The organism is Rodentibacter ratti, assembly GCF_002000485.1.
GTDB classification, from domain to species: domain Bacteria; phylum Pseudomonadota; class Gammaproteobacteria; order Enterobacterales; family Pasteurellaceae; genus Rodentibacter; species Rodentibacter ratti.
Map to the genome: position 1 here is coordinate 17,295 of NZ_MLAJ01000009.1, position 24,255 is coordinate 41,549.

Annotated in this window: 28 protein-coding genes and 1 pseudogene; 20 read left to right on the forward strand and 9 right to left on the reverse strand. The window is 41.7% G+C overall.

What is annotated here, in order from left to right:
- Positions 1–25 precede the first annotated feature (25 nt).
- The gene (gene xylA / locus BKG94_RS08030; protein ID WP_077436026.1) at positions 26–1,345 is read left to right on the forward strand and encodes a xylose isomerase; all 1,320 of its coding nucleotides are present in this window, start codon (positions 26–28) and stop codon (positions 1,343–1,345) included.
- 55 nt (positions 1,346–1,400) lie between these two features.
- The gene (xylB, locus tag BKG94_RS08035) at positions 1,401–2,891 is read left to right on the forward strand and encodes a xylulokinase (RefSeq protein WP_077436028.1); all 1,491 of its coding nucleotides are present in this window, start codon (positions 1,401–1,403) and stop codon (positions 2,889–2,891) included.
- Between the two features lie 31 nt (positions 2,892–2,922).
- Here xylB and trmL read toward each other — a convergent pair whose 3' ends face one another.
- Together trmL and rsmD are read right to left on the reverse strand one after the other, a co-directional pair.
- Positions 2,923–3,408 carry a tRNA (uridine(34)/cytosine(34)/5-carboxymethylaminomethyluridine(34)-2'-O)-methyltransferase TrmL gene (gene trmL, locus BKG94_RS08040; RefSeq protein ID WP_077436030.1) on the reverse strand — a complete coding sequence of 162 codons (486 nt, stop codon included), beginning with the start codon at positions 3,406–3,408 and terminating at the stop codon, positions 2,923–2,925.
- Between the two features lie 8 nt (positions 3,409–3,416).
- Positions 3,417–3,998, reverse strand: coding sequence for a 16S rRNA (guanine(966)-N(2))-methyltransferase RsmD (rsmD, locus tag BKG94_RS08045; RefSeq protein ID WP_077436032.1), 582 nt, complete (start codon positions 3,996–3,998; stop codon positions 3,417–3,419).
- Between the two features lie 97 nt (positions 3,999–4,095).
- Here rsmD and ftsY point away from each other — a divergent pair, with 97 nt between their 5' ends.
- Genes ftsY through ftsX form a run of 3 tightly spaced genes read left to right on the forward strand, consistent with a single transcriptional unit; the run spans position 4,096 to position 7,068 of the window.
- Positions 4,096–5,460, forward strand: coding sequence for a signal recognition particle-docking protein FtsY (ftsY, locus tag BKG94_RS08050; protein WP_077436034.1), 1,365 nt, complete (start codon positions 4,096–4,098; stop codon positions 5,458–5,460).
- A gap of 9 nt (positions 5,461–5,469) precedes the next feature.
- Positions 5,470–6,126 (forward strand): cell division ATP-binding protein FtsE, encoded by a 657-nt coding sequence (ftsE, locus tag BKG94_RS08055; protein WP_077436036.1) that lies wholly within the window; start codon positions 5,470–5,472, stop codon positions 6,124–6,126.
- 9 nt (positions 6,127–6,135) lie between these two features.
- Positions 6,136–7,068, forward strand: coding sequence for a permease-like cell division protein FtsX (ftsX, locus tag BKG94_RS08060; protein ID WP_077436038.1), 933 nt, complete (start codon positions 6,136–6,138; stop codon positions 7,066–7,068).
- A gap of 80 nt (positions 7,069–7,148) precedes the next feature.
- On the opposite strand, the gene BKG94_RS08065 is transcribed toward ftsX, so the two are convergent.
- From BKG94_RS08065 to lsrA, 7 genes are all read right to left on the reverse strand, one after another.
- A complete protein-coding gene (locus BKG94_RS08065; RefSeq protein WP_077436040.1) occupies positions 7,149–7,841 on the reverse strand; it encodes a beta/alpha barrel domain-containing protein in 693 nt (230 codons plus the stop codon).
- Positions 7,838–8,143: a (4S)-4-hydroxy-5-phosphonooxypentane-2,3-dione isomerase gene (gene lsrG, locus BKG94_RS08070; protein ID WP_077436042.1), complete on the reverse strand. Its 306-nt coding sequence runs from the start codon at positions 8,141–8,143 to the stop codon at positions 7,838–7,840. Before lsrG ends, BKG94_RS08065 begins: the two co-directional genes overlap by 4 nt.
- A 64-nt stretch (positions 8,144–8,207) precedes the next feature.
- Entirely contained in the window at positions 8,208–9,092 is an 885-nt protein-coding gene (gene lsrF, locus BKG94_RS08075; RefSeq protein WP_077436044.1) for a 3-hydroxy-5-phosphonooxypentane-2,4-dione thiolase, read from the reverse strand.
- A gap of 15 nt (positions 9,093–9,107) precedes the next feature.
- Positions 9,108–10,124 (reverse strand): autoinducer 2 ABC transporter substrate-binding protein LsrB, encoded by a 1,017-nt coding sequence (gene lsrB / locus BKG94_RS08080; protein ID WP_005685961.1) that lies wholly within the window; start codon positions 10,122–10,124, stop codon positions 9,108–9,110.
- Between the two features lie 35 nt (positions 10,125–10,159).
- Entirely contained in the window at positions 10,160–11,164 is a 1,005-nt protein-coding gene (gene lsrD / locus BKG94_RS08085; protein WP_077436046.1) for an autoinducer 2 ABC transporter permease LsrD, read from the reverse strand.
- Between the two features lie 43 nt (positions 11,165–11,207).
- Positions 11,208–12,188, reverse strand: a complete 981-nt coding sequence (lsrC, locus tag BKG94_RS08090) for an autoinducer 2 ABC transporter permease LsrC (protein ID WP_077436048.1) — start codon at positions 12,186–12,188, stop codon at positions 11,208–11,210.
- 10 nt (positions 12,189–12,198) lie between these two features.
- The gene (lsrA, locus tag BKG94_RS08095; protein WP_077436050.1) at positions 12,199–13,710 is read right to left on the reverse strand and encodes an autoinducer 2 ABC transporter ATP-binding protein LsrA; all 1,512 of its coding nucleotides are present in this window, start codon (positions 13,708–13,710) and stop codon (positions 12,199–12,201) included.
- Between the two features lie 234 nt (positions 13,711–13,944).
- Between lsrA and lsrR the strand changes: the two genes are divergently transcribed.
- The 15 genes and pseudogenes from lsrR to BKG94_RS10110 form a co-directional block, all read left to right on the forward strand.
- Positions 13,945–14,910, forward strand: coding sequence for a transcriptional regulator LsrR (gene lsrR, locus BKG94_RS08100; RefSeq protein WP_005690379.1), 966 nt, complete (start codon positions 13,945–13,947; stop codon positions 14,908–14,910).
- Between the two features lie 69 nt (positions 14,911–14,979).
- Entirely contained in the window at positions 14,980–16,530 is a 1,551-nt protein-coding gene (gene lsrK, locus BKG94_RS08105) for an autoinducer-2 kinase (RefSeq protein ID WP_425272263.1), read from the forward strand.
- 275 nt (positions 16,531–16,805) lie between these two features.
- Positions 16,806–17,117: a 30S ribosomal protein S10 gene (rpsJ, locus tag BKG94_RS08110; RefSeq protein ID WP_001181005.1), complete on the forward strand. Its 312-nt coding sequence runs from the start codon at positions 16,806–16,808 to the stop codon at positions 17,115–17,117.
- Positions 17,118–17,133: 16 nt separating this feature from the next.
- Complete coding sequence (gene rplC / locus BKG94_RS08115) at positions 17,134–17,760, forward strand: 50S ribosomal protein L3 (RefSeq protein ID WP_018356226.1); 627 nt, start codon at positions 17,134–17,136, stop codon at positions 17,758–17,760.
- A 15-nt stretch (positions 17,761–17,775) separates the two neighbouring features.
- Entirely contained in the window at positions 17,776–18,378 is a 603-nt protein-coding gene (gene rplD / locus BKG94_RS08120) for a 50S ribosomal protein L4 (protein WP_077436054.1), read from the forward strand.
- Positions 18,375–18,674, forward strand: coding sequence for a 50S ribosomal protein L23 (gene rplW, locus BKG94_RS08125; RefSeq protein ID WP_018356228.1), 300 nt, complete (start codon positions 18,375–18,377; stop codon positions 18,672–18,674). The genes rplD and rplW overlap by 4 nt, the downstream gene beginning before the upstream one ends.
- A 17-nt stretch (positions 18,675–18,691) precedes the next feature.
- The gene (gene rplB, locus BKG94_RS08130) at positions 18,692–19,513 is read left to right on the forward strand and encodes a 50S ribosomal protein L2 (RefSeq protein ID WP_077436056.1); all 822 of its coding nucleotides are present in this window, start codon (positions 18,692–18,694) and stop codon (positions 19,511–19,513) included.
- Between the two features lie 25 nt (positions 19,514–19,538).
- Positions 19,539–19,814 carry a 30S ribosomal protein S19 gene (rpsS, locus tag BKG94_RS08135; protein ID WP_005539416.1) on the forward strand — a complete coding sequence of 92 codons (276 nt, stop codon included), beginning with the start codon at positions 19,539–19,541 and terminating at the stop codon, positions 19,812–19,814.
- 11 nt (positions 19,815–19,825) lie between these two features.
- Complete coding sequence (rplV, locus tag BKG94_RS08140; RefSeq protein ID WP_018356230.1) at positions 19,826–20,158, forward strand: 50S ribosomal protein L22; 333 nt, start codon at positions 19,826–19,828, stop codon at positions 20,156–20,158.
- A 17-nt stretch (positions 20,159–20,175) separates the two neighbouring features.
- Positions 20,176–20,883 carry a 30S ribosomal protein S3 gene (gene rpsC / locus BKG94_RS08145; RefSeq protein ID WP_077436058.1) on the forward strand — a complete coding sequence of 236 codons (708 nt, stop codon included), beginning with the start codon at positions 20,176–20,178 and terminating at the stop codon, positions 20,881–20,883.
- 13 nt (positions 20,884–20,896) lie between these two features.
- Entirely contained in the window at positions 20,897–21,307 is a 411-nt protein-coding gene (rplP, locus tag BKG94_RS08150; protein ID WP_018356232.1) for a 50S ribosomal protein L16, read from the forward strand.
- Positions 21,307–21,498, forward strand: coding sequence for a 50S ribosomal protein L29 (rpmC, locus tag BKG94_RS08155; RefSeq protein WP_018356233.1), 192 nt, complete (start codon positions 21,307–21,309; stop codon positions 21,496–21,498). The genes rplP and rpmC overlap by 1 nt, the downstream gene beginning before the upstream one ends.
- On the forward strand, positions 21,498–21,755 hold the full coding sequence (gene rpsQ, locus BKG94_RS08160; RefSeq protein WP_077426746.1) for a 30S ribosomal protein S17: 258 nt from the start codon (positions 21,498–21,500) through the stop codon (positions 21,753–21,755). The genes rpmC and rpsQ overlap by 1 nt, the downstream gene beginning before the upstream one ends.
- A 344-nt stretch (positions 21,756–22,099) precedes the next feature.
- Positions 22,100–23,521, forward strand: coding sequence for an ESPR-type extended signal peptide-containing protein (locus BKG94_RS08165; protein WP_077436060.1), 1,422 nt, complete (start codon positions 22,100–22,102; stop codon positions 23,519–23,521).
- Positions 23,493–24,255, forward strand: a pseudogene (locus BKG94_RS10110) (hypothetical protein); the annotation flags it as partial. The gene BKG94_RS08165 and the pseudogene BKG94_RS10110, both read left to right, overlap by 29 nt.

Consider the following 24,255-nt stretch of genomic DNA (forward strand, 5'->3'; position numbering starts at 1 on the left):
TTCATCATTCAAAGAGGAAAATCCTATGGCAAACTACTTCGATAAAATTGAAAAAGTCACCTTTGAAGGCGTACAATCAACCAACCCCTTTGCTTTTAAACACTATGATGCGAATCAGGTTATTTTAGGCAAAACGATGGCGGAACATTTGCGTTTAGCCGTATGCTATTGGCATACCTTTTGTTGGAACGGAAATGATATGTTTGGGCTGGGGTCTCTTGACCGAAGTTGGCAAAAGAACGCTGATGCACTTGCCGGGGCGGAACAAAAAGCAGAGATTGCCTTTGAGTTTTTCAGCAAGTTAGGCGTGCCTTATTATTGTTTTCATGATGTGGATGTTGCACCGGAAGGTAATTCTGCAAAAGAATATTTACAGAATTTCCATCATATTGTGGATATTCTAGAACGCAAACAAGCGGAAAGCGGTGTAAAACTGCTATGGGGAACGGCAAATTGTTTCACCAATCCGCGTTATATGTCCGGTGCATCGACCAACCCGAATCCGGAAGTGTTTGCCTGGGCGGCAATGCAGGTATTTAATGCGATGAATGCCACACAACGCTTAGGAGGGGAAAACTATGTGTTGTGGGGTGGGCGTGAAGGCTATGAAACCTTGCTTAACACGGATCTTAAACGTGAGCGTGAACAACTTGGTCGTTTTATGCAAATGGTGGTGGAACATAAGTATAAAATTGGTTTCAACGGCACGTTATTGATTGAGCCGAAACCGCAAGAACCGACAAAACATCAATATGATTATGATGTGGCAACTGTTTATGGTTTCCTAAAACAATTTGGATTGGAAAAAGAAATTAAGGTGAATATTGAAGCCAATCATGCGACACTTGCCGGACACAGTTTCCAACATGAAGTGGCAACCGCCTGTGCATTGGATATTTTCGGTTCTATTGATGCCAACCGTGGTGATCCGCAACTTGGTTGGGATACGGATCAATTCCCGCACAGCGTAGAGGAAAACACTTTAGTGATGTATGAAATTTTGAAACATGGCGGATTTACCACGGGTGGCTTTAATTTTGATGCAAAAATTCGTCGCCAAAGTACCGATCCTTATGATTTATTCCATGGTCATATTGGGGCGATTGATGTGTTAGCATTATCTTTAAAACGTGCGGCAAAAATGATCGAAGAAGAAACGCTACAAAAAATCGTTGAGGCACGCTATGCAGGTTGGAGCGGTGAACTCGGTCAACAAATTTTGCAAGGTCAGCTTTCTTTGGAACAACTTGCCCGGCTTGTTCAAGAAAAAGGATTTGATCCAAAACCGGTATCCGGTCAGCAAGAATATTTAGAAAATATTGTGAATCAAGTCATTTATCGTTAGGTTTATTTCAAAAGTGCGGTCATTTTTCACCGCACTTTTTAGCGTTGGAGGCAATATGTATATCGGCATTGATTGTGGTACGCAAGGCACAAAAGCGATTATCGTAGATTATGCGCAGAAAAAAGTGATTGGGGTGGGGTATGCCGCACATGATTTGATTGAGCAATCAAACGGGCGACGTGAACAGCATCCTAATTGGTGGCTTGACGCATTCAACCAAGCATTAAGCATGGCGTTAAAACAGGCGCAAACTTCACCGCACTTTTCACCACGTTTAGTGAAAGGCATCGGGATTTCCGGTCAACAACACGGTTTAGTTTTGTTGGATGAGGACGATCAACCTTTATACAACGCAAAACTTTGGTGTGATACGGAAACGGCAGATGAAAATGCCGCGTTGATTGAGCGTCTTGGAGGCAAAGAGGCGGCATTTCATCAACTCGGTATTATGTGCCAAACAGGCTATACCGCCTCTAAATTGTGTTGGTTTCGCCGGCATTATCCGGCGCTTTTTGGACGAATCCGAAAAATTATGTTACCTCACGATTATCTTAATTATTGGCTTACCGGGAATTTTTGTACAGAGTTTGGCGATGCTTCCGGTAGCGGTTATTTTGATATTGTGAAACGGCAATGGAATCCAACTGTATTTGCACAAATTGCACCGGAATTAAATATGGAAGAGGTGCTGCCAACCTTGCTTTCAGCACAGGAAAAACTTGGTGTGATAAAACCTGACATTGCGGCTCAATTCGGTTTTAACGAAGATGTCGTGGTTTCCACCGGCGGTGGCGATAATATGATGGGCGCAATAGGTACAGGAAATATCCGTGAGGGCATTGTCACGATGAGTCTTGGTACATCCGGCACCCTCTATGCTTACACACATAAACCGTTGCAGGATTTACCTCCGATGATTGCTAATTTTTGTTCGAGTAATAATGGTTGGTTGCCGCTCATCTGTGTGATGAATATGACGTCATCAAATAAACAGGTAATGAATTTGCTTAATATTGATGTGGCGGAATTTAATCATCTTGCACAACAAGCACCGATTGGATCGGAAGGGATGACGATTTTGCCATTTTTTAACGGCGAGCGTGTTCCGCCTTTACCGAATGAAAAAGCCCGTATTTTAGGATTAGATTCCAGTAATTTCACCCAAGCCAATCTTTGCCGTGCCATGATGGAAAGCGCAACTTTTACCTTGCGTTACGGATTGGATCTTTTCCGCCAAGCGGGTTTGGCAACATCACAAATTCGTTTGATCGGCGGCGGTGCGAAAAGTGTACTTTGGCGGCAAATCATCGCCGATGTGATGAATACGGAAGTCGTGTGTCTGTTGGAAGACGAAGCGGCGGCGCTTGGTGGGGCAATTCAAGCTATGTGGGCAAATGGCGAAGATGAGTTAGACAGATTATGTGAGGCATTTGTGCATTTAGATCCGGATTCAAGATGCTTTCCTCATCAACAAAATGTTGAATCCTATGAAAGGATTTATCAACGTTATCTTGCTTATCTTCATTCTCTCTATTCTCCCCATTAGAGCAAAAGGTGGGTTAGCCCACCTTTTACTTTTAGGCTATTTCATTTGCCAAATTGACGGCACCTTCATAGCCCAGTTGCCGCCAAGCCTCATACACAGTGACGGCAACGGCATTGGATAAATTCATACTGCGGCTGTTGGCGGTCATCGGAATACGGATTTTTTGTTCCATTGGCAGGGTATCTAAAATTGCCATCGGAATACCACGGGTCTCGGGGCCGAACATTAAGTAATCCCCTTGTTCAAATTTTACTTGGCTGTGAGCCGGTGATCCTTTGGTGGTGAGGGCAAACAACCGTTTCGGTTTTTCGCTTTCTAAAAATGCCTCAAAAGTTTTATGGCGTTCAATATTGGCAAATTCGTGATAGTCCAATCCCGAACGGCGCAGGCGTTTATCATCCCAAGTGAATCCGAGCGGTTCGATTAAATGCAGACGAAATCCGGTGTTGGCACAAAGGCGGATGATATTGCCGGTGTTTTGTGGGATTTCCGGCTCGTATAAAACAATGTCTAACATAAATTTTCTCAATTTTGATATAAACGATAACTCACCATTCCGGTGGTTTTCTCTTTTAATAATGTCCAATTCTCAGGCGTGTTGAGGTGATTTTCTTTTTCCGTTTCCACATAAATGAGGGCGTTCGGCTGCAGCCAGTTATTTTCGGCAAGCAGTCTGATTGCTTGCTCTGCCAAGCCAAAATGGAAAGGCGGATCGAGAAAAACTACATCAAAGTGCGGTTGATTTGGCACTTGTTTTAAAAAATCCAAACAACTTTGATTCAGTACTTGAGCCTGTTCCTCAGTGCATTTTAAGGTCTGCAGGTTTTTTTTCAGTTGATTGGCAACGGTTTTATCTTTTTCTAAAAAGGTCACTTTTTCGGCTTGACGGGAAAGCGCCTCAATCCCTAACGAACCGCTGCCGGCAAAACCGTCCAAACATTTTGCCTGATGAATGTAAGGCATTAACCAATTAAACAAGGTTTCTTTGACACGGTCTCCGGTAGGGCGTAATCCCTCTGCGTTTAACACGGGTAATTTACGACCACGCCAAAGTCCGGCGATAATACGAACTTCGCCTTTTGGCGATTGTCCTTGCGATTTTTTCATAAAGAAGCGGATTTTTAGTGAAAATTGTGCTTAGTTTAGACGATTTTTTGCTAGAATGAACCACATTTTTATCGGACAGCAGTTAAGAGAACAATTTATGGCAGAAGAAAAGAAAAAAGGCGGATTTTGGGCATCATTATTTGGGCGTAATAAAAAACAAGAAAGCACGCAAACTGAACCCATCATTGAAGAAGAAAAAATCGAGGAAACGGCTGTTGAAAGTGAAATTATCGAACCTTCTGTTGAAAAGGTGAAAGAGCCGTCAGATGAAGCAGAAAGTGCGGTCAATTTTGACTCTGTTTTCACTGAAGAAACTCAAAAAGATGAGGTGGAACAAGCCGAAATAGCAGAAAAAAATTCAGAAATTTCAACCGCACTTGAGCAGTCTGATACTATTATTGAACCTGAAAATGTAGAAGAAAATCGCACCGTTGAAGGGGCAGAGATTGAAGCCGATATTGTCGAAGAGGTGAAACAAGAATTTTATCCTGAAACACAATCGGAAGTGCCGAGTGAAACCCGTGAAAAACCAAGCGAAGGCGGTTTTTTTAGCCGTTTAGTGAAAGGGCTACTCAAAACTAAACAGAATATCGGTGCCGGTTTCCGCAGTTTTTTCTTAGGCAAAAAAATTGATGATGAATTGTTTGAGGAGTTGGAAGAGCAGCTTCTCATGGCGGATATTGGCGTGCCAACCACCACGAAAATTATTAAAAATCTAACGGAACACGCAAGCCGTAAGCAATTGCAAGATGCCGAATTGTTGTATCAACAGTTAAAAGTAGAAATGTCGGCAATTCTTGAACCTGTGGCTCAACCGTTAGTCATTGATAGCACGAAAAAACCTTATGTGATTTTAATGGTAGGGGTGAACGGTGTGGGGAAAACCACCACCATTGGTAAACTCGCGCGTAAATTCCAAGAGGAAGGGAAATCCGTGATGTTGGCGGCAGGTGATACTTTCCGTGCGGCAGCGGTGGAACAGTTGCAAGTATGGGGCGAGCGAAATCATATTCCGGTAGTGGCACAAAGTACGGGCGCGGATTCTGCTTCGGTGATTTTTGATGCCATGCAATCTGCTGCGGCTCGCAATATTGATATTTTAATTGCTGATACCGCAGGGCGTTTACAAAACAAAAATAATTTAATGGACGAGTTGAAAAAAATCGTTCGCGTGATGAAAAAATATGATGAAACCGCCCCTCATGAAATTATGCTCACGCTTGATGCGGGAACGGGGCAAAATGCCATCAGCCAAGCCAAATTATTTAATGAAGCCGTTGGTTTAACCGGTATTTCTCTCACCAAACTGGATGGAACGGCAAAAGGCGGGGTGATTTTCGCCATTGCCGATCAGTTTAACTTACCGATTCGCTATATTGGTGTCGGCGAAAAAATTGAAGATTTACGCGAGTTTAATGCCCAAGAATTCATTGACGCATTATTTATCCACGAAGAAGAATAAGGACAGATCGTGATTAAATTCTCTAATGTATCCAAAGCCTATCATGGAGCAACCCAACCGGCGTTGCAGGGGCTGAATTTTCATTTGCCGGTAGGGAGTATGACTTATCTTGTGGGGCATTCCGGTGCAGGAAAAAGTACCTTGCTCAAATTGATTATGGGCATGGAAAAAGCCAATGCCGGGCAAATTTGGTTTAATGGCCACGACATTACCCGCCTGTCAAAATATGAGATTCCTTTTTTGCGTCGCCAAATAGGTATGGTTCACCAAGATTATCGTTTATTGACGGATCGCACAGTGGCAGAAAATGTGGCATTACCGCTGATTATTGCCGGTATGAATCCGAAAGATGCCCACTCTCGTGCGATGGCATCGCTTGATCGCGTAGGGCTTCGCAACAAGGCACATTATTTGCCGCCACAAATTTCCGGTGGGGAACAGCAACGGGTCGATATTGCTCGTGCGATTGTGCATAAACCACAACTTTTATTGGCGGATGAACCGACGGGGAATCTTGATGATGAGCTATCTTTAGGGATTTTTAATCTCTTTGAAGAGTTCAATCGTTTGGGAATGACCGTATTAATTGCCACCCACGATATTAATTTAATTCAACAAAAACCAAAACCTTGTTTAGTGCTTGAACAAGGCTATTTACGTTATTAAGGAAAAACCATGAGCCGATCAACCGATGCTTCTTTTTTTGTGAAAACGGCTTACACCTTACGTGCGGTGTGGGCGGATTTGTGGCAACGCAAATTCGGTACGTTGCTCACGATTCTGGTTATTGCCGTATCACTCACTATTCCGACTGTCAGCTATTTAATGTGGAAAAATTTACATTTAGCCACCACGCAATTTTATCCGGAAAGCGAGCTCACCATTTATTTACACAAAAATTTAACGGAAGAAGATGCGAATTTAGTGGTGGAAAAGATTCGTCAGCAGGAAGGCGTTGACTCCCTCAATTATGTGTCTCGCCAAGAAAGCTTAAAGGAATTTAAAAGCTGGTCGGGGTTCGGCGAAGAATTGGATATTCTTGATGATAACCCACTACCGGCAGTGGTGATGGTGAAACCGACTAAAGAATTTAATGCTTCAGAAAAACGTGAGGTGTTGCGTACCAATCTTGATAAAATCAAAGGTGTGCAAGAAGTCCGGTTAGATAATGATTGGATGGAAAAATTGACCGCACTTTCATGGCTTGTGGCACATGTAGCGATTTTTTGCACTGTATTAATGGCAATCGCTGTCTTCTTAGTGATCGGCAACAGTATTCGTTCAGATGTGTATAGCAGCCGGGCAGACATTGATGTGATGAAATTACTCGGCGCAACTGATCATTTTATTCTCCGTCCTTACCTTTACACCGGCATGATTTATGCCCTGTTGGGTGGTTTTGTTGCCGCCATTTTTAGTAGTTTTATCATTGGCTATTTCACTTCTGCGGTGAAGTATGTCACCGATATTTTCGCCGTACAGTTTGCCCTAAACGGCTTAGCTGTCGGAGAATTGATTTTTCTCTTAGTAAGCTGTTTGATTATGGGCTATGTTGGCGCATGGATCGCCGCAAAAAGACACATTGCCTTGATTGATAACCGAGTTTAGGTGTTGATATTGAAAAGTGCGGTTGTTTTCTATTGTGTTTTGATTTTGAAACAATGTGGAAAATAACCGCACTTTTTGTATTAATGGGATAGCATTTTTTTCCATTCTATCAGGGTATTTTCAAAGGCATCCGATGAAAACAAAGCACTACCGGATACAACCCAATCGATTCCATATTTTTTCAAATGTGAAGCCAATTCAAATGTCATTGAGCCATCAATAGAGATGAGTTTTTCCTGTCGTGAGTCATTAAGTTGGTTAGATAATTGGGTTAATCTTTCGGTTATTTGATCAAAATTAGCTTTTTCCCCTGTTCTTGGATCCAATGTTAAGATTTGGATTAAATCAATATTCGGTAAATAGGGATAAAGTAATTCTAAAGGTGTATTAGGACAAATAGCCAAGCCACATAATATCGTTTTTTGCGTTTTTAGCCATTGTAATGTGTTGTCCAGATCAACGGTATTTTCAACTTGTAAGGTAATAATATCTGCACCGGCAGCAGCACATTTTTTAGCAACGTTAAATTGATCTTTTACCATTAAATGAACATCTTTTATGAATGTGTTAGGAAACTGCTGTATCGCCATACTTCCCACAGTGAAAAAAGGAGAAAACTGTCCGTCAGCAATATCAAAATGCAGGAGGCTGAGTTGGTTTTGGCTCAATAGATTGAGTGTTTCTGAAAATTTAAGCCAATCAGACGCCAATATTCCCACACTGATTGGCTGTGATTTTAACGCTGAAATTAACCGCACTTTTTCTGCGTTCATGATTTAATTTCCTCAGGGAAGACCCATTCAAAGATTTTTTTGCTTCGATGTGTCGTCATTAAGGGCTCAAGCTCTTTCACACAACGTTGGTAATGTTCCGTTTTTCTGTGTTCTGCCAATGCTTGTTCATTTTCATAAACTTCATAAGCATAGAAGCGGGTTCGAATTTCCGGGTCACGTAAGACATCAAAGCGTAAGTTACCTTTTTCTTGGCGTGTTCCGAGATGGTTGCGTTCAAATACATCAAGAAATTCTTGTTCTTTACCTTCTTTTATATTAATTTCAACGAGCATAGCAAACATAATTTCTCCTTAGTTTCAGTGGAATAACATTCCTCCGTTGTAGCAAGGGAGGAATGTTGAGTGATTAACAGTGATGGTTTTTTTCGTGTAGATATAATTGGTATGCCTGTTCAGCATTTTCGCTACCATGAACAATCGCGTTAACAGCTTTTAACATCGCGATTGGTGCATCTGATTGGAAAATATTGCGCCCCATATCTACACCGGCTGCGCCTTGATCAATCGCTTTATAGCACATTTCTAAGGCTTCATTTTCCGGGAGTTTTTTGCCACCGGCAATCACAATCGGTACCGGACAACCTGCGGTAACACGCTCAAACCCTTTATCAACATAATAAGTTTTAATAATATGTGCGCCCATTTCCGCTGCAATACGGGTTGCGAGTGAGAAATAACGTTGATCACGCGCCATATCTTTACCCACGCCGGTTACTGCCATAATAGGCATTCCGTAGCGAGTGCCTTGATCCACCAACTGAATAATGTTTTTAATAGACTGGTGTTCATATTGAGAGCCAATATAAACTTGTGCAGCCATAGCGGAAACGTTTAATCGAAGCGCATCTTCAACGGATACGGCAACGGCCTCATTGGAGAGTTCTGTTAAAATTGAATTTGCACCGGAAGCCCTCAATGCAACGGGTTTACGAACGCTAGGAGGCACAACACTGCGTAAAATACCTCGTGTACACATTAATACATCGGTATATTCAAATAACGGCGCAATATTTAAATCAATGCGTTCAAGCCCGGTTGTTGGGCCTTGGAAATAGCCGTGATCAAAGGCTAACATAATTGTTTTGCCTGTTTTGGGATTAAAAATATTGGCTAAGCGGGATTGCATTCCCCAATCCAGCGCACCCGAGCCTTTTAAATAAAACGCTTGATGAGTTTGTGGTTTGTCTAAACCAAAATCTTTACCGTCTCGAATATCATCTAAATCTGCCATTGTTATGCTCCTTAATTAGAAATTGTACTGATCAATATTGTCTTTAGTGAAGACAACACGTTGTGGTAATAGCACAATGCCGTTACCTTTTGCTTCGTATTCGTAACCCTGAACTTTGTTTGGTGATACTTCAATTGTGCCAATACCTTCAACTTCTACTTTATCACCGACATTAAGCGGTTTGCCTTTCAGTAAATCGTTTGCTACGGCAATGGAAATTTTGCCTTGTTGCACGACATCCCAAAGACCAAACTGTTTAACCGTGCCTCGTTTTACATAAGGTCGCATCACGTTAGGGGTACTAAAACCAACGATAGCAACATGGTTTACTTTGAGATTTTCAGCGGCTTGTGCGGCGGCCGGTAATGCATTGGCATCCGGTGCAATAATGGCATCTAAGTCCGGATAAGCTTTTAAAATACCCTCTGCGGTTTGAAGTGATTTAATCGCATCGTTGTAACCGAATTGAGTGGTGACAATTTCCCATTCCGGATGATTTTTAGCGATTTTTGCTTTCGCTTCTTTTACCCATTGATTTTGATCAGTGACCGTTGGACTGGAATAAAAGAAGGCAACTTTGGCGTTAGGTTTGGTTATTTGGCTTGATGCCATTTCAACAAGCATAGAACCTAATTGTTCCGGTGTTCCTTGGTTAATATAGTGGCTACGGCATTCCGGTTTCGTGTCTGAATCCCAAGTCAATACTTTTACACCTCGTTTCATCGCTCGTTGTAATGTAGAGCATAAGCCATCAGGTGAAACCGCCGAAACTACAATGGCTTTGTAGCCTTGATTGACGAAGTTATTAATTAATTGTACTTGATTGGAAACACTCGGTTCCGTAGGACCGTCATAGGTAACATCCACCCCAAGGGTTTTTCCCATTTCAGTTGCACCTTGCCCACCGCTAGTGAAGAAGCCGACGCCGACTAATTTGGGGATAAAGGCGATGCGATCTGCTGCTTGTGCGGCAGTCGTCACAGATAAACCGAGTAATATGGAAAGTGCGGTCATTTTCATACGAGTTTTCATAACAAGTTCTCCTCTTAAGGTTGAGTGTTTAAGGACTAATCTACGATTGCTTGATGTTTGGCTTTTCGACGTATCCATTGCATCATTGCACCGTAGTGCAAGCTAACGGATTTGCCGATTAATACAATAATCAGTAAGGCACCGGATAGGGCACTTGAAATCTCATTTGGAATACCGATCATTTGTAAACCTTGTTGTAAATAACCGATTAATAGGGCTGCGATAGCGGTACCGATAATAGAGCCTGAACCGCCATAAATGTTGGCACCACCCAATACAACGGCGGTCAGCACCGGCATTAATAATGAGCTGCCTAAATCTGAACGGGCGGAACCAAAATAGGACACTAATAGCACTGCGACAAAAGCGGCAACAAGTCCGATAAATGCGTAAATGAGAAAAAGTGTTTTTTGAATCGGAACTGCACTGTAACGAGAGGTTCGTTCACTCTGACCAATTAGAAAAATGCTTCTTCCAATTTTGGTTTTGTGCATAAGTAGCCAGAAAACAAACGTCATTAATATGAAGTAAAGAATAGGAGTGGGAATTCCTAATAAGGTTTGATTAGCAAATTCTAATAGTGATTCAGGGAATCCACCGATACCTTCATAACCGGTTGCCCCAGCGAAACCGGATAGGAGCAATGCGCCACCGCCAAAAAGATACATGGTGCCTAGCGTGATCACCAAGGGATTAACTTTTGTATAAAGAATAAGCCCGGCATTAATAAGCCCACACAGTAGCCCCACAACAAAGGTTGCCGGGATAGCAAGGCTAAGCGGCATATCCAATTTAAATAACACGCCTAATGTTATGGCGCATAAGCCAACCGTTGAACCGAAAGAAATGTCCATTCCCCCACTGATAATAATCATTGTTAACGGAAGTGCCAGCATACCAATATAGATGAAATCACTTGTACTATATAAGAGTACGTTGAGATCAAGCATTAAGGGATTGAATAGACCGAATCCAAGAATTTCAAGTATTAATAGCAGTAGCAATGTCAATTCCCAAGCATGTTTTTTTATCGTCAACATCATCTTTCTCCTTTAATGACCGCACTTTGATAAACAAATGGGGCTAGTCGTCTTTTAAAAATCGTGCATAGCGTTGTAATTTGAGATTGTGAGCAATCATGACTCGGATTCGACCGTCAAAGACCAAGACGGCTAAAAGCACGATACCCGCAACGAAGTTATTCCAGTAAGCCGGTACTTTTAGAAGTACTAGGATGGAATCAATTTGAATGAGGAAATAAGAGCCAAGCACCGCACCGATTAAGTTGCCGGCACCACCTAACAAACTAATTCCGCCCAATACGCAAGCGGCTATCGCTTTCATCTCTAGCCCATTTCCGGTTGAGTTTGGCACGAATCCGATTTGAGACGTGAACACAATACCGGCGATGGCAGCCATTAAGCCATTTATCGCAAAGGCAATAATTCTGACCCGATTAATCGGTACGCCAAGTTGCATTGCACCTTGTAAATTGTCTCCCACAGCATAAAAATACCGTCCGGTTGAGCATTTTGTTAAGAAATAGTAAGTGGCTAGAATGATGAGAATTAATATCCAGCCAATAGCAGAGATATTCAGAAAAATCGGGGCTGATAAGGTTTTTAGGTCTTGCGGTAAACCTTCAATCCATTTCCCACCTGTGATCAATAACATCATTCCTTTATATAAACCTAATGTTCCCAAGGTTGCCACAATAGCAGGGATTCGTAAGAGCGTAACTAATACGCCATTCAGTAATCCGGCGGTTAAACCGCAAAGTAAAGTGAGGGTAAAGGCACTTGCAAGTCCGAATCCGGCATTGAGCAGACTCCCGACAATAACTGCACTTAATCCCATTGTGGAACCGACTGATACATCAATATTTCGCGTTAAAATGACAAAGGTTGCGCCAATTGCCAGTAAAATCACGATTTGGGCTGAATTAAAAATCATCGTGAGTGTTTGCAAATGAAATCCGGCACCAACAAATCCTAATAGGGCAAACAGCAAACCGATAGCAATTAAAATGGTCAATTCGCGATTATCTTGAATGAGTTTCCACATATTTTTCTCCTTAATGCCCACTGCTACCAAATGCCATTTGCATAATATTGTTAGTGTTAATTTGTTCTCCACATAATGATTCGCTGATTTGTCCGTCATGCATAACCAATACGCGATCAGACATTTGTTCTATTTCTTCTAAATCTGAGGAAATAAATAAAATGGCAACATTTTGTTTTGCAATATTTTTGATTAATTGATAAATATCTGCTCTAGCGCCAACATCTACCCCACGTGTTGGTTCATCAACAATCAATAATGAAGGATTCGCCTCTAAACATTTTGCGATAAGTACTTTTTGTTGGTTTCCGCCGGAAAGTGTTCTGACAGCTTGTTGTTCATCTGAAAATTTAATTCCGATTGCGCGATGGTAACGTTCTAAGATCGCACTTTCTTTTGAGGTGTTTAGCCAAAACCCCGTATTGTTGTAGGTTAGTGCACACACATTCCAAGTGAGTGATGAATCAAGGTATAACCCCGAGGCTTGGCGATCTTCGGGAAGATATACAATCCCTTTATGGAGCCGTTCTTTGATGGAGAGTGGATTGATTTCTTGATTTTCAAACAGAATTTGACCGCACTTTGATTGACGTAAACCATATAAGGTTTCTGCTAATTCCGTTCTTCCTGCACCTACTACACCGGCAAGGCCTAGAATTTCACCGGGATAAATATCAAAGGAAATGTTTTTAAACCCTTCTCCTGTTAAATGATGGACTTGTAGAAGAGGGCGATCTGTTGTTTTTACTCGTTGCTGCCCCGGGAGCTCAAGCCATAATTTTTGAGCTTCGCTGAGTGGTGAGTTTTTGGCTTTTGGTGTAATTGCTTTGATAACGTCATCTTTATTAATTTCATCAATCTTTCCATTAAGTGCAATATAGCCGTCACGCATAACACTGATTCTATGCGATATTTGCCAGACTTCCGGTAACTTGTGGGAAATAAAGACGATACCCACGCCTTTTGTTAGTAACGAATTAATTTTTTTAAATAAATTATCGGTTTCAATTGGCGTGAGGGACGCGGTTGGCTCATCCAAAATAAGAATAGAGGCATCGCGCATAAGCCCTCGCATAATTTCTACTAATTGTTGATCGGCAACTTCAAGAGAACCTGCCTGCATATCAAGTTTGAGGTGTGAGTTTAGTTCTTGTAAAAGTGCGGTCAGTTTTTCAGTTGTTTTTGCATCCCGGGATAAGCCAAATAAAATGTTTTCCTTCACCGTTAAATTAGGAAATAAAAGAGGTTCTTGGGGAACTAAATAAATACCGAGTTGATGCGCTTTATGAGGGGAAAGTCGGTTTTGTTGCGAACCATGAATAACGAGTTCACCGCAGTCCTGTGGGTGAATGCCGGCGATAATTTTCATTAATGTCGATTTTCCTGCGCCATTCCCTCCTAATAACGCATGAACTTCACCTTCAAAAAGGGAAAAATTAATCTCTTTCAAGACTTCAACACCGGAAAATGATTTGCCAATATTATGCGCCGAAAGAAGACATTTTTGAGTTTTATCACACATAATTCCACCATGCCGAATTAACAAATGTAATTTAAATTAATCATTTGTTCATAACTCTATATTAAAAGATGAGAAAAAACAGTGATCAATCTCACATAATTGAATATTTTTTGATCTTTTGTTGTTTGTATTTAAGAAATGTGAGCTTGTTCACGTTTTTGTAAAAATTAGGAAAAGAACAATTGATAAAATTTTTAAACAAATGAATAATATCAGACAAAGAAGGAATGAAATATGAATGAACGAATAGACGATAACGGTGAATTTTCCCAAAACATGACGGAAGAAGAGCTGCTTGCCAGAATGGCGTGGTTTTATTATCACGATAATTTAACGCAGAGTGAGATTGGGGAAAAATTAAAGCTACCTCGCTTAAAAGTTTCCCGATTATTAGAAAAAGCCCGGCAATTAGGAATCATTAAGGTACAGATTAACTCTCGTTTTACAGGTTGTTTTGAGCTAGAAGAAGCCTTACAACAACATTTTCAATTAAAGTATATTCGTATTTTACCGGCATTAGAACAGCATGAAATTAATGAGCGTTTAGGCGTTGGAGCGGCGCAGATGTTGATGTCATTAATGAAACCAAATCAAGTTTTAGCGATTGGTTTCGGCGATACGATTATGAAGACATTAAAGTATGCAAGTGAGTTTATTACCCACAATAACATTAAATTGATCACCTTGTCTGGTGGGGTGGGGCCTTATATGAAAGGGATCGGGCAATTGGACGGTTCCTGTTCTGTAAGCATTATTCCTGCTCCTTTACGTGCCTCTTCCATTGAGGCGGCAAGGTTATTTAAGCGTGAAGCCTGCGTTCGTGACATGATGCTTGCCGCCTGTAGTGCCAATACGGCAATTGTTGGTATAGGAGCAACGCGCCAAAAGGGGCAAGCGACATTGCTCCGTTCAGGTTATATCACGGAGGAAAAACAGCAAATTATCCGTAACCAGGGCGCAGTAGGGGATATTTTGGGCTATTTTATGCGTAGAGACGGAAGTTTGCAGCCTGATATGCCATTACATGAAGAACTGATCAGTGTACCGCTTGAAAATTTAAAGAAAATTTCTAATGTCGTTGGCGTTGCAGGCGGAGAAGATAAGGTGGAGGCTATTTTAAGCGCATTGCAGGGAAATTATATTAATTCATTAGTTACAGAAGAAAACACGGCTCGAATGATGTTAGCTCAGTTGGTTTAGCAATAAAGGGCTTATTTTCTTCTTAATTGAAAGGAGAAAATGATGAATACACAGCAAGCAATTTATTTAATGGCATTAGATGCCGGAACGGGGAGTGTAAGAGCGGTTATTTTTGATATAGAAGGTAATCAGATTGCAGCTGCCCAACGAGAATGGACGCATTTATCGGATCCTAATATTCCCGGTTCTATGGAATTTGATTTAAAAAATAATTGGCAATTAACTTGTGACTGTATTCGTCAGGCTTTGCAACAATCGCAAATCCAAGCTGGACAGATTGCGGCGATTTCTACTTGTTCAATGCGTGAGGGTATCGTGCTTTATGATGAACAAAAACAACCGATTTGGGCATGTGGCAATGTAGATGCGCGTGCGGTAGAAGAAGTCAAAGAGTTAAAGACGCTTTGTAGCAATACATTTGAATCCTATTTATATTCTATTTCCGGTCAAACTTTGGCATTAAGTGCTGTGCCTCGTTTATTATGGCTCGCTCACCATCGACCTGATATTTATCGTAAAACGAAAGCGATTTCAATGATTAGTGATTGGTTGGCATTTATGCTGAGTGGGGAGTTGGCAGTTGAACCTTCCAATGCCGGTACGACAGGGATGTTGGATTTAAAGACTCGTCAGTGGTCGGCTGAGTTACTGGATATGGCAGGGCTTGTATCGGATATCTTAACACCTGTAAAAGAAACCGGGACATTGCTAGGTAGTGTAACGGCAGAAATAGCCCGTCAAACAGGGTTAACACAGGGGACGCCTGTTATTGTCGGTGGTGGCGATGTTCAACTGGGTTGTATCGGTTTAGGTGTGACTGATCCTGAGCAGGCGGCAGTGATCGGGGGTACGTTTTGGCAACAGGTGGTGAATTTACCACATCCTGTAACGGATCCTGAAATGAATGTTCGTATTAATCCTCATGTTATTTCACCTTTAGTTCAAGCCGAATCAATTAGTTTTTTCACCGGATTAACCATGCGTTGGTTCCGAGATGCTTTTTGCGATGAAGAAAAGCGGCTGGCTGAACGATTGGGGACGGATGCGTATGCACTTTTAGAACAAATGGCTGAAAAAGTACCGGTTGGATCTTATGATGTAATTCCTATCTTTTCTGATGCGATGCATTTCAAATCTTGGTATCACGCTGCGCCTTCTTTTATTAATCTTTCTATTGATCCTGATAAATGTAATAAAGCGGTTCTATTCCGTGCATTAGAGGAAAATGCCGCGATAGTGTCTTCATGTAATTTGGAACAAGTGCAAAAATTTTCCGGTGTAAGATTAACCTCTATTGTGTTTGCCGGTGGAGGCGCAAAAGGAAAATTATGGAGCCAAATTTTATCTGATGTAACAGGTTTGACGGTTAATATTCCGGTTGTGAAAGAGGCAACAGCATTAGGTTGTGCAATTGCAGCAGGTGTGGGGGTAGGTATCTATTCTTCCTTATCTGAAGCCGGTAAAAAACTGGTGAAATTTGAACGCCAACATCAACCGAATGCCGACAATCACAGGTTATATCAAGCTCATAAATCTCGTTGGCAGGATATCTATAAGAAACAATTACAATTAGTCGATAACGGATTAACAACATCATTATGGAAAGCCCCGGGTTTATAAAAATATATGAGAAAATAACCGCACTTTTTGTATATTTTTGAATAAATACCTTGCAATCTGTTTTGGTTTTATGTAGTATTGGCGGGCTTTCAGTTTGAGAAGCCGTTTAATGTAATCATTTATTAAACGTGCGCAACGATATGTTGCGTTAAACAATGTTTCCGATTTGGAGACTATATAACAGGTAACTTGCACCTCCTTTTCTATGTTTGAAGTTAGAATTGTGATTGGTGTTAGTTTTTTTATTAGCTAAATTTTATTGGAGCTCTGGTCTAATGCAGAACCAAAGAATCCGTATCCGCTTAAAAGCGTTCGATCACCGTTTGATCGACCAATCTACTGCGGAGATCGTAGAAACAGCTAAACGTACCGGTGCGCAAGTTCGTGGTCCGATTCCTTTACCAACTCGTAAAGAACGTTTCACCGTGTTGATTTCTCCACATGTGAACAAAGATGCTCGTGACCAATACGAAATTCGTACTCATAAACGTTTAGTAGATATCGTAGAGCCAACAGAAAAAACTGTTGATGCATTAATGCGTTTAGATTTGGCTGCCGGCGTTGACGTGCAGATCAGCCTAGGTTAATTAAGAGGTTATTACAATGATTGGTTTAGTCGGTCGTAAAGTTGGTATGACCCGTATCTTCAATGAAGACGGTGTGTCAGTACCAGTTACCGTTATCGAAATCGAAGCCAACCGCGTAACTCAAGTTAAAACTCTTGAAAACGATGGCTATACTGCAATTCAAGTTACTACTGGTTCTAAAAAAGCGAACCGTGTAACTAAGCCTGAAGCAGGTCATTTCGTGAAAGCAGGTGTTGAAGCTGGTCGCGGTTTATGGGAATTCCGTACTGAAGGTGAAGAATTCACTTTAGGTCAAGAAATCAATGTTGACATCTTTGCAGATGTTAAAAAAGTGGATGTTACCGGTACTTCTAAAGGTAAAGGTTTCCAAGGTGGTGTTAAACGTTGGAATTTCCGTACTCAAGATGCTACCCACGGTAACTCTTTATCACATCGTGTCCTTGGTTCTATTGGTCAAAACCAAACTCCGGGTCGTGTGTTTAAAGGTAAAAAAATGGCAGGACATTTAGGTGCTGAGCGTGTAACCGTTCAATCACTTGAAGTTGTTCGTGTAGATGCTGAGCGTAAATTGCTATTAGTAAAAGGTTCTGTACCTGGTGCTATCAATGGCGATGTTATCGTTAAGCCGGCAGTTAAAGCATAAGTCTAGGAGATAGAGATGGAATTACAAGTTGTAGGTGCAAATGCACTCACTGTTTCTGAAACTACCTTCGGACGTGAGTTTAACGAAGCATTGATCCACCAAGTTGTTGTTGCTTATGCAGCAGGTGCGCGTCAAGGTACTCGTGCGCAAAAAACTCGTGCTGAAGTGTCTGGTTCAGGTAAAAAACCTTGGCGTCAAAAAGGTACAGGTCGTGCTCGTGTTGGTGATATTAAATCTCCAATTTGGCGTTCTGGTGGTACAACCTTCGCGGCAAAACCACAAGATCACAGCCAAAAAGTGAACAAGAAAATGTACCGTGGTGCAATTAAAAGCATTCTTTCTGAATTAGTTCGTCAAGACCGTTTAATGGTTGTTGAGAAATTTGAAATTGATGCACCAAAAACTAAAGTTTTAGTACAAAAATTAAAAGATTTAGCAGTTGAAGATGCGTTAATTATCACAGCGAGTTTAGATGAAAATCTATTCTTAGCAGCACGTAACTTATATAAAGTTGACGTACGTGATGTACAAGGTATCGATCCGGTAAGCTTAATCGCTTTCGATAAAGTGATTGTTACTGTTGATGCTGTGAAACAAATTGAGGAGATCTTAGCATGAGTCAAGAACGTTTGCTGAGCGTGCTTCGTGCACCGCATATCTCTGAAAAAGCAACCAACAATGCTGAAAAATCTAACACTGTTGTACTTAAAGTTGCTTTAGATGCGAACAAAGCTGAAATTGCTGCTGCAGTTGCTCAATTATTTGAAGTAAAAGTAGATTCTGTTCGTACTGTGGTTGTTAAAGGTAAAACTAAACGCCGTGGTACTAAAATGGGTCGTCGCAGCGACTGGAAAAAAGCTTATGTAACTTTAGCCGAAGGCCAAAACTTGGACTTCGTGGACAGTGCAGAGTAATCGGAGGAGAATAGAGAATGGCTATCGTAAAATGTAAGCCGACCTCCGCTGGTCGTCGTCACGTTGTTAAAATCGTGAACCCTGAATTACACAAGGGTAAACCTTACGCACCATTACTAGATACTAAATCTAAAACCGGTGGTCGTAACAACTATGGTCGTATTACAACTCGTCACATTGGTGGCGGTCATAAACAACACTACCGTTTAATCGATTTCAAACGTAACAAGTTAGATATCCCAGCGGCTGTTGAGCGTTTAGAATATGATCCAAACCGCTCTGCTAACATTGCTTTAGTGCTTTATAAAGATGGTGAACGTCGTTATATCCTAGCACCGAAAGGCTTGTCAGTAGGCGATCAAATTCAAGCGGGTATTAACTCACCAATTAAAGTGGGTAATGCATTACCAATGCGTAATATTCCAGTTGGTTCAACAGTACATAACGTTGAATTAAAACCGGGTAAAGGCGGTCAAATTGCTCGTTCTGCCGGTGCATATGTACAAATCATCGCACGTGAAGGAAACTATGTGACTTTACGTTTACGTTCTGGCGAAATGCGTAAAGTATTGGCTGAATGTGTTGCGACAATTGGTGAAGTTGGTAACTCAGAACATATGCTTCGCGTATTGGGTAAAGCCGGTGCTAACCGCTGGAGAGGTATTCGTCCTACAGTTCGTGGTACTGCAATGAACCCAGTTGACCACCCACACGGTGGTGGTGAAGGCCGTAACTTTGGTAAACACCCTGTTACTCCATGGGGCGTTCAAACCAAAGGTAAGAAAACTCGTCACAACAAACGTACTGATAAATATATCGTACGTCGTCGTGGCAAATAATAAATTAAATTAAAGAGGATTAGCCATGCCACGTTCTCTCAAGAAAGGTCCTTTCCTTGACCTACACTTGTTGAAGAAGGTAGAGAAGGCGGTGGAAAGCGGGGATAAAAAACCAATCAAAACTTGGTCCCGTCGTTCAATGATCATTCCATCAATGATCGGATTGACCATCGCAGTCCATAATGGTCGTCAGCACGTTCCAGTTTATGTATCTGATGAAATGATCGGTCATAAATTAGGTGAATTTGCACCGACTCGTACATACCGCGGTCACGCGGCAGATAAGAAAGCTAAGAAATAAGAGGTAAAGAGATGGAAACTATCGCAAAACATCGTTACGCTCGCACTTCTGCCCAAAAAGCTCGCTTAGTTGCCGATTTAATTCGTGGTAAAAAAGTTGCGCAAGCATTAGAAATCTTAACTTTCACCAACAAAAAAGCCGCGTCTTTAGTGAAGAAAGTTTTAGAATCAGCTATTGCAAACGCAGAGCACAATGATGGTGCAGATATTGATGATCTTAAAGTTGCTAAAATCTTCGTCGATGAAGGTCCTAGCATGAAACGTGTTATGCCACGTGCTAAAGGTCGTGCAGATCGTATTTTAAAACGTACTAGCCACATCACTGTGGTTGTGTCGGATCGTTAATCAGTAGGAGAATAGCAATGGGTCAAAAAGTACATCCACATGGTATTCGCCTAGGTATTGTTAAACCTTGGAGCTCTACTTGGTTCGCGAATACACAAGACTTCGCTGACAATCTTGAAGGCGATTTCAAAGTACGCAAATTCTTAAACAAAGAATTAGCAAATGCTTCAGTTTCACGTATTACTATTGAGCGTCCGGCTAAAAGTATTCGTGTAACTATTCACACAGCTCGTCCTGGTATCGTAATCGGTAAAAAAGGCGAAGATGTTGAAAAATTACGTAACGCAGTATCTAAAATTGCTGGCGTTCCGGCTCAAATTAACATCGCTGAAGTGAAAAAACCTGAATTAGATGCGAAATTAGTTGCAGAAAGCATCGCTTCTCAATTAGAACGCCGTGTAATGTTCCGTCGTGCAATGAAACGTGCGGTACAAAGCGCAATGCGTTTAGGTGCGAAAGGTATCAAAGTTGAGGTTAGCGGTCGTTTAGGTGGTGCAGAAATTGCACGTTCAGAATGGTATCGTGAAGGTCGTGTACCTCTCCATACTCTTCGTGCAGACATCGATTATAACACTGCAGAAGCACACACAACTTACGGCGTAATCGGCGTAAAAGTGTGGATCTTCAAAGGTGAAATTCTTGGTGGAATGGCTGCCGTTGCGCAATCAGAACAACAACCTGCCGACAAGCCTAAAAGAGCGCCGCGCGGTAAAGGTCGTAAGTAAGGAGAAACGCTAAATGTTGCAACCAAAACGTACAAAATTCCGTAAAGTTCACAAAGGCCGCAACCGTGGTATCGCAAATGGTACTGAAGTGAGCTTCGGTACTTACGGTTTAAAAGCTGTTGGTCGTTGTCGTTTAACCGCTCGTCAAATCGAAGCGGCACGTCGTGCGATGTCTCGTGCGGTAAAACGTCAAGGTAAAATCTGGATTCGAGTATTCCCGGATAAACCAATTACTGAAAAACCATTAGAAGTCCGTATGGGTAAAGGTAAAGGTAACGTTGAATACTGGGTAGCCTTAATCCAACCGGGTAAAGTGCTTTATGAAATGGATGGTGTGTCTGAAGAAGTGGCAAGAAACGCATTTGCATTAGCAGCAGCGAAATTGCCTGTTAAGACCACTTTCGTAACTAAGACGGTGATGTAATGAAAGCTCAAGATTTACGTACAAAAAGTGTTGAAGAGCTGAATGCTGAATTATTAAACCTTCTAGGTGAACAATTCAAATTGCGTATGCAAACAGCCACCGGTCAGCTTCAACAAACCCATCAGGCTAAACAAGTGCGTCGTGATATTGCACGTGTAAAAACTGTATTAACCGAAAAGGCGGGTGAGTAATGACTGATAAAATTCGTAGCGTACAAGGTAAAGTTGTTAGCGACAAAATGGAAAAATCTTTCGTTGTTGCTATTGAACGTAAGGTAAAACACCCGTTATACGGTAAATTTATCCGTCGTACAACAAAATTACACGTACACGATGAGAACAACGAAGCCAAAGTTGGTGATACCGTAGAGATCCGCGAATGTCGCCCTCTATCAAAAACCAAATCTTGGACATTAGTTCGCGTTGTTGAAAAAGCGATTATTGCTTAATTCACAATTGTAGAAAATAAAAGCCAATGGGATAATCCCATTGGCTTTTTTTTGATGCTTAAATTTCAAACAATTACTCCATTTATTCCCTTTCCATTTTTATTTTTTGTTAAAAAGTGCGGTCATTTTTTCCTTATTTTTTAGTTTTTCTAAATTTAAACACAATGAATGTCATACCCACAATTTTCTTATGTAAAGTTGTGCAAAGAATGATAGATTTATTTGTTATAAGTCTAGAACTTATTATAAAATTCAGTTAATTTTCAACCTGTTTTTTGGGATGAAAAGAGTTTTATTTTTTGGAGTATTAAAAAATAAATAAGGAACAAGATAGGAGATCCTAAATGAACAAGATTTTTAGAGTAATTTGGAATCATGCGACCCAATCTTGGGTGGCGGTGTCCGAATTAACTAAAGCGAAAGGCAAAACGAAGTCGAAAACAGAAAAGAAAATTTCAGTTTTTGCCATTTCAATGATTACGGCTGGGGCAACTGTGATTGGTGGCTCGGCGATGGCGGCGGTTGTGGATAATGCTGGTACTGGCAGCACAAGTGTTCAAGGTGGTGCGAGTGCTAGTGCTTCTGGAGCAAGCTCAGTAGCACTTGGTTGGGGGGCTAAATCACCCGGATTGCAGGCTATTGCGATTGGTAATGAGCCGAATGCGAGCGGTGAACGATCTATAGCGATGTCCTTTAAGGCACAAGCACAAGGTGCTAGCTCCATTGCTATCGGTAATTCTTCAAATGCAAGCACTGACCGTTCTATTGCCATTGGTCATAATACTACGATTGGATTTGACCCTACAGCGGATGATGGCAAGGGTAGTGGTGCTGTGGCAATTGGTGCTGATTCATACGCTCAAGGACAAGGTTCGCTTGCTATTGGTTTGGGAAACAGAGCGGTTGGTCAACATGCAGGCGGACGTGATGGCTCAATTGCTATTGGTGAAGGGAACACGGCGTTAAACACAAGTTTTGCGATGGGGCGTCATAATAAAGCGATAGGCGATGTTTCTACCGCATTTGGTGTAAATAGTACCTCTTCCGGTCAGCAATCCGTTGCCTTTGGTACAAATACGAATGTATCGGGTAACTTCGCCTATGGTATGGGTTCTTACTCAATCGTAGAAAGTAACTTTTCTACTGCGATTGGTTATATGAGTAAAGCTTTAGGTGTAGGAAGTCGTGACAGTACGGTAGTTGGTTCGTATGCATGCTCAACTAATTCAGAGAGAGCCTCTGCTTTTGGTGTGAATTCTTATGTAACCAACAGTAGTTTTGGTACAGCGATTGGTACGAGAACTAGCATAACTGATTCAGAGTACGGTTCCGCATTAGGTGCAAATGCCACTGTAACTAATAATTCTCAACGCTCTACCGCTCTAGGTTTCTCTTCTAGTATTACTAATGCACCAAGAAGTATTGCCGCAGGTCCTGGCACAAGCATTTCTAATGCCACAGAAGGTACGGTTATCGGTGCTAGAAGTAAAATCACCGACGGCGATAAAGGCATTGCTGTCGGGGTAGCTAACACTATCACTGGCACTCGCGCAGGTGCGGTTGGTACAAATAATACCGTTTCCGGCACAGATAGTTATGTAATGGGTAACAACGTTAGCTTAACTACTAACGGATCTATTGTTCTTGGAAATAATTCCGCAGGCTCTGAAATTGTTTTAGCGGCACCGGATGCTAAGATCGATTCCTATACTTACAGTGCTTCACGTTTTGCAGGGAATGTATTTAGTAACCCGGGTAAACGTTAGCGTAGGTTCAGCAGGCAAAGAACGCCGTATTTTACACGTAGGTGCAGGACGTATTTCTGAAAATTCAACCGATGCGATTAATGGATCACAGCTTTATTTAGTCGCAAAACGTGTTGAAGAAGTAGCAGGCTACAAATGGAACACGAATGCAGCTGGTAATGTTATTGGTTCTTCAACAAATACAGCAATTGAGAAAAATTATGGCGTTAATTTCCAAGCCGGTACAGGGTTAACGATCGAACAAAAAGTTGTTACTGATAGCAACGGAAATAAAGTTGTAACCTATGTTCTGAATGCAACGAACACGGGTGGTACACCTGGACCTCAAGGTGAGAAAGGCGAGAAAGGTGATACCGGACCTCAAGGGCCTCAAGGTGAGAAAGGCGAGAAAGGTGATATCGGACCTCAAGGACCTCAAGGTGAGAAAGGCGAGAAAGGTGATACCGGACCTCAAGGACCTCAAGGTGAGAAAGGCGAGAAAGGTGATACCGGACCTCAAGGGCCTCAAGGTGAGAAAGGCGAAACCGGAGCTAAGGGCGATAAAGGCGACCAAGGCGAAAAAGGTGAAACCGGAGCTAAGGGCGATAAAGGCGAAAAAGGTGAAACCGGAGCTAAGGGCGATAAAGGTGACCAAGGCGAAAAAGGTGAAACCGGAGCCAAAGGTGATAAAGGCGACCAAGGTGAAAAAGGTGAGAAGGGTGATAAAGGTGCAGACGGTAAAGACGGTACCAGCA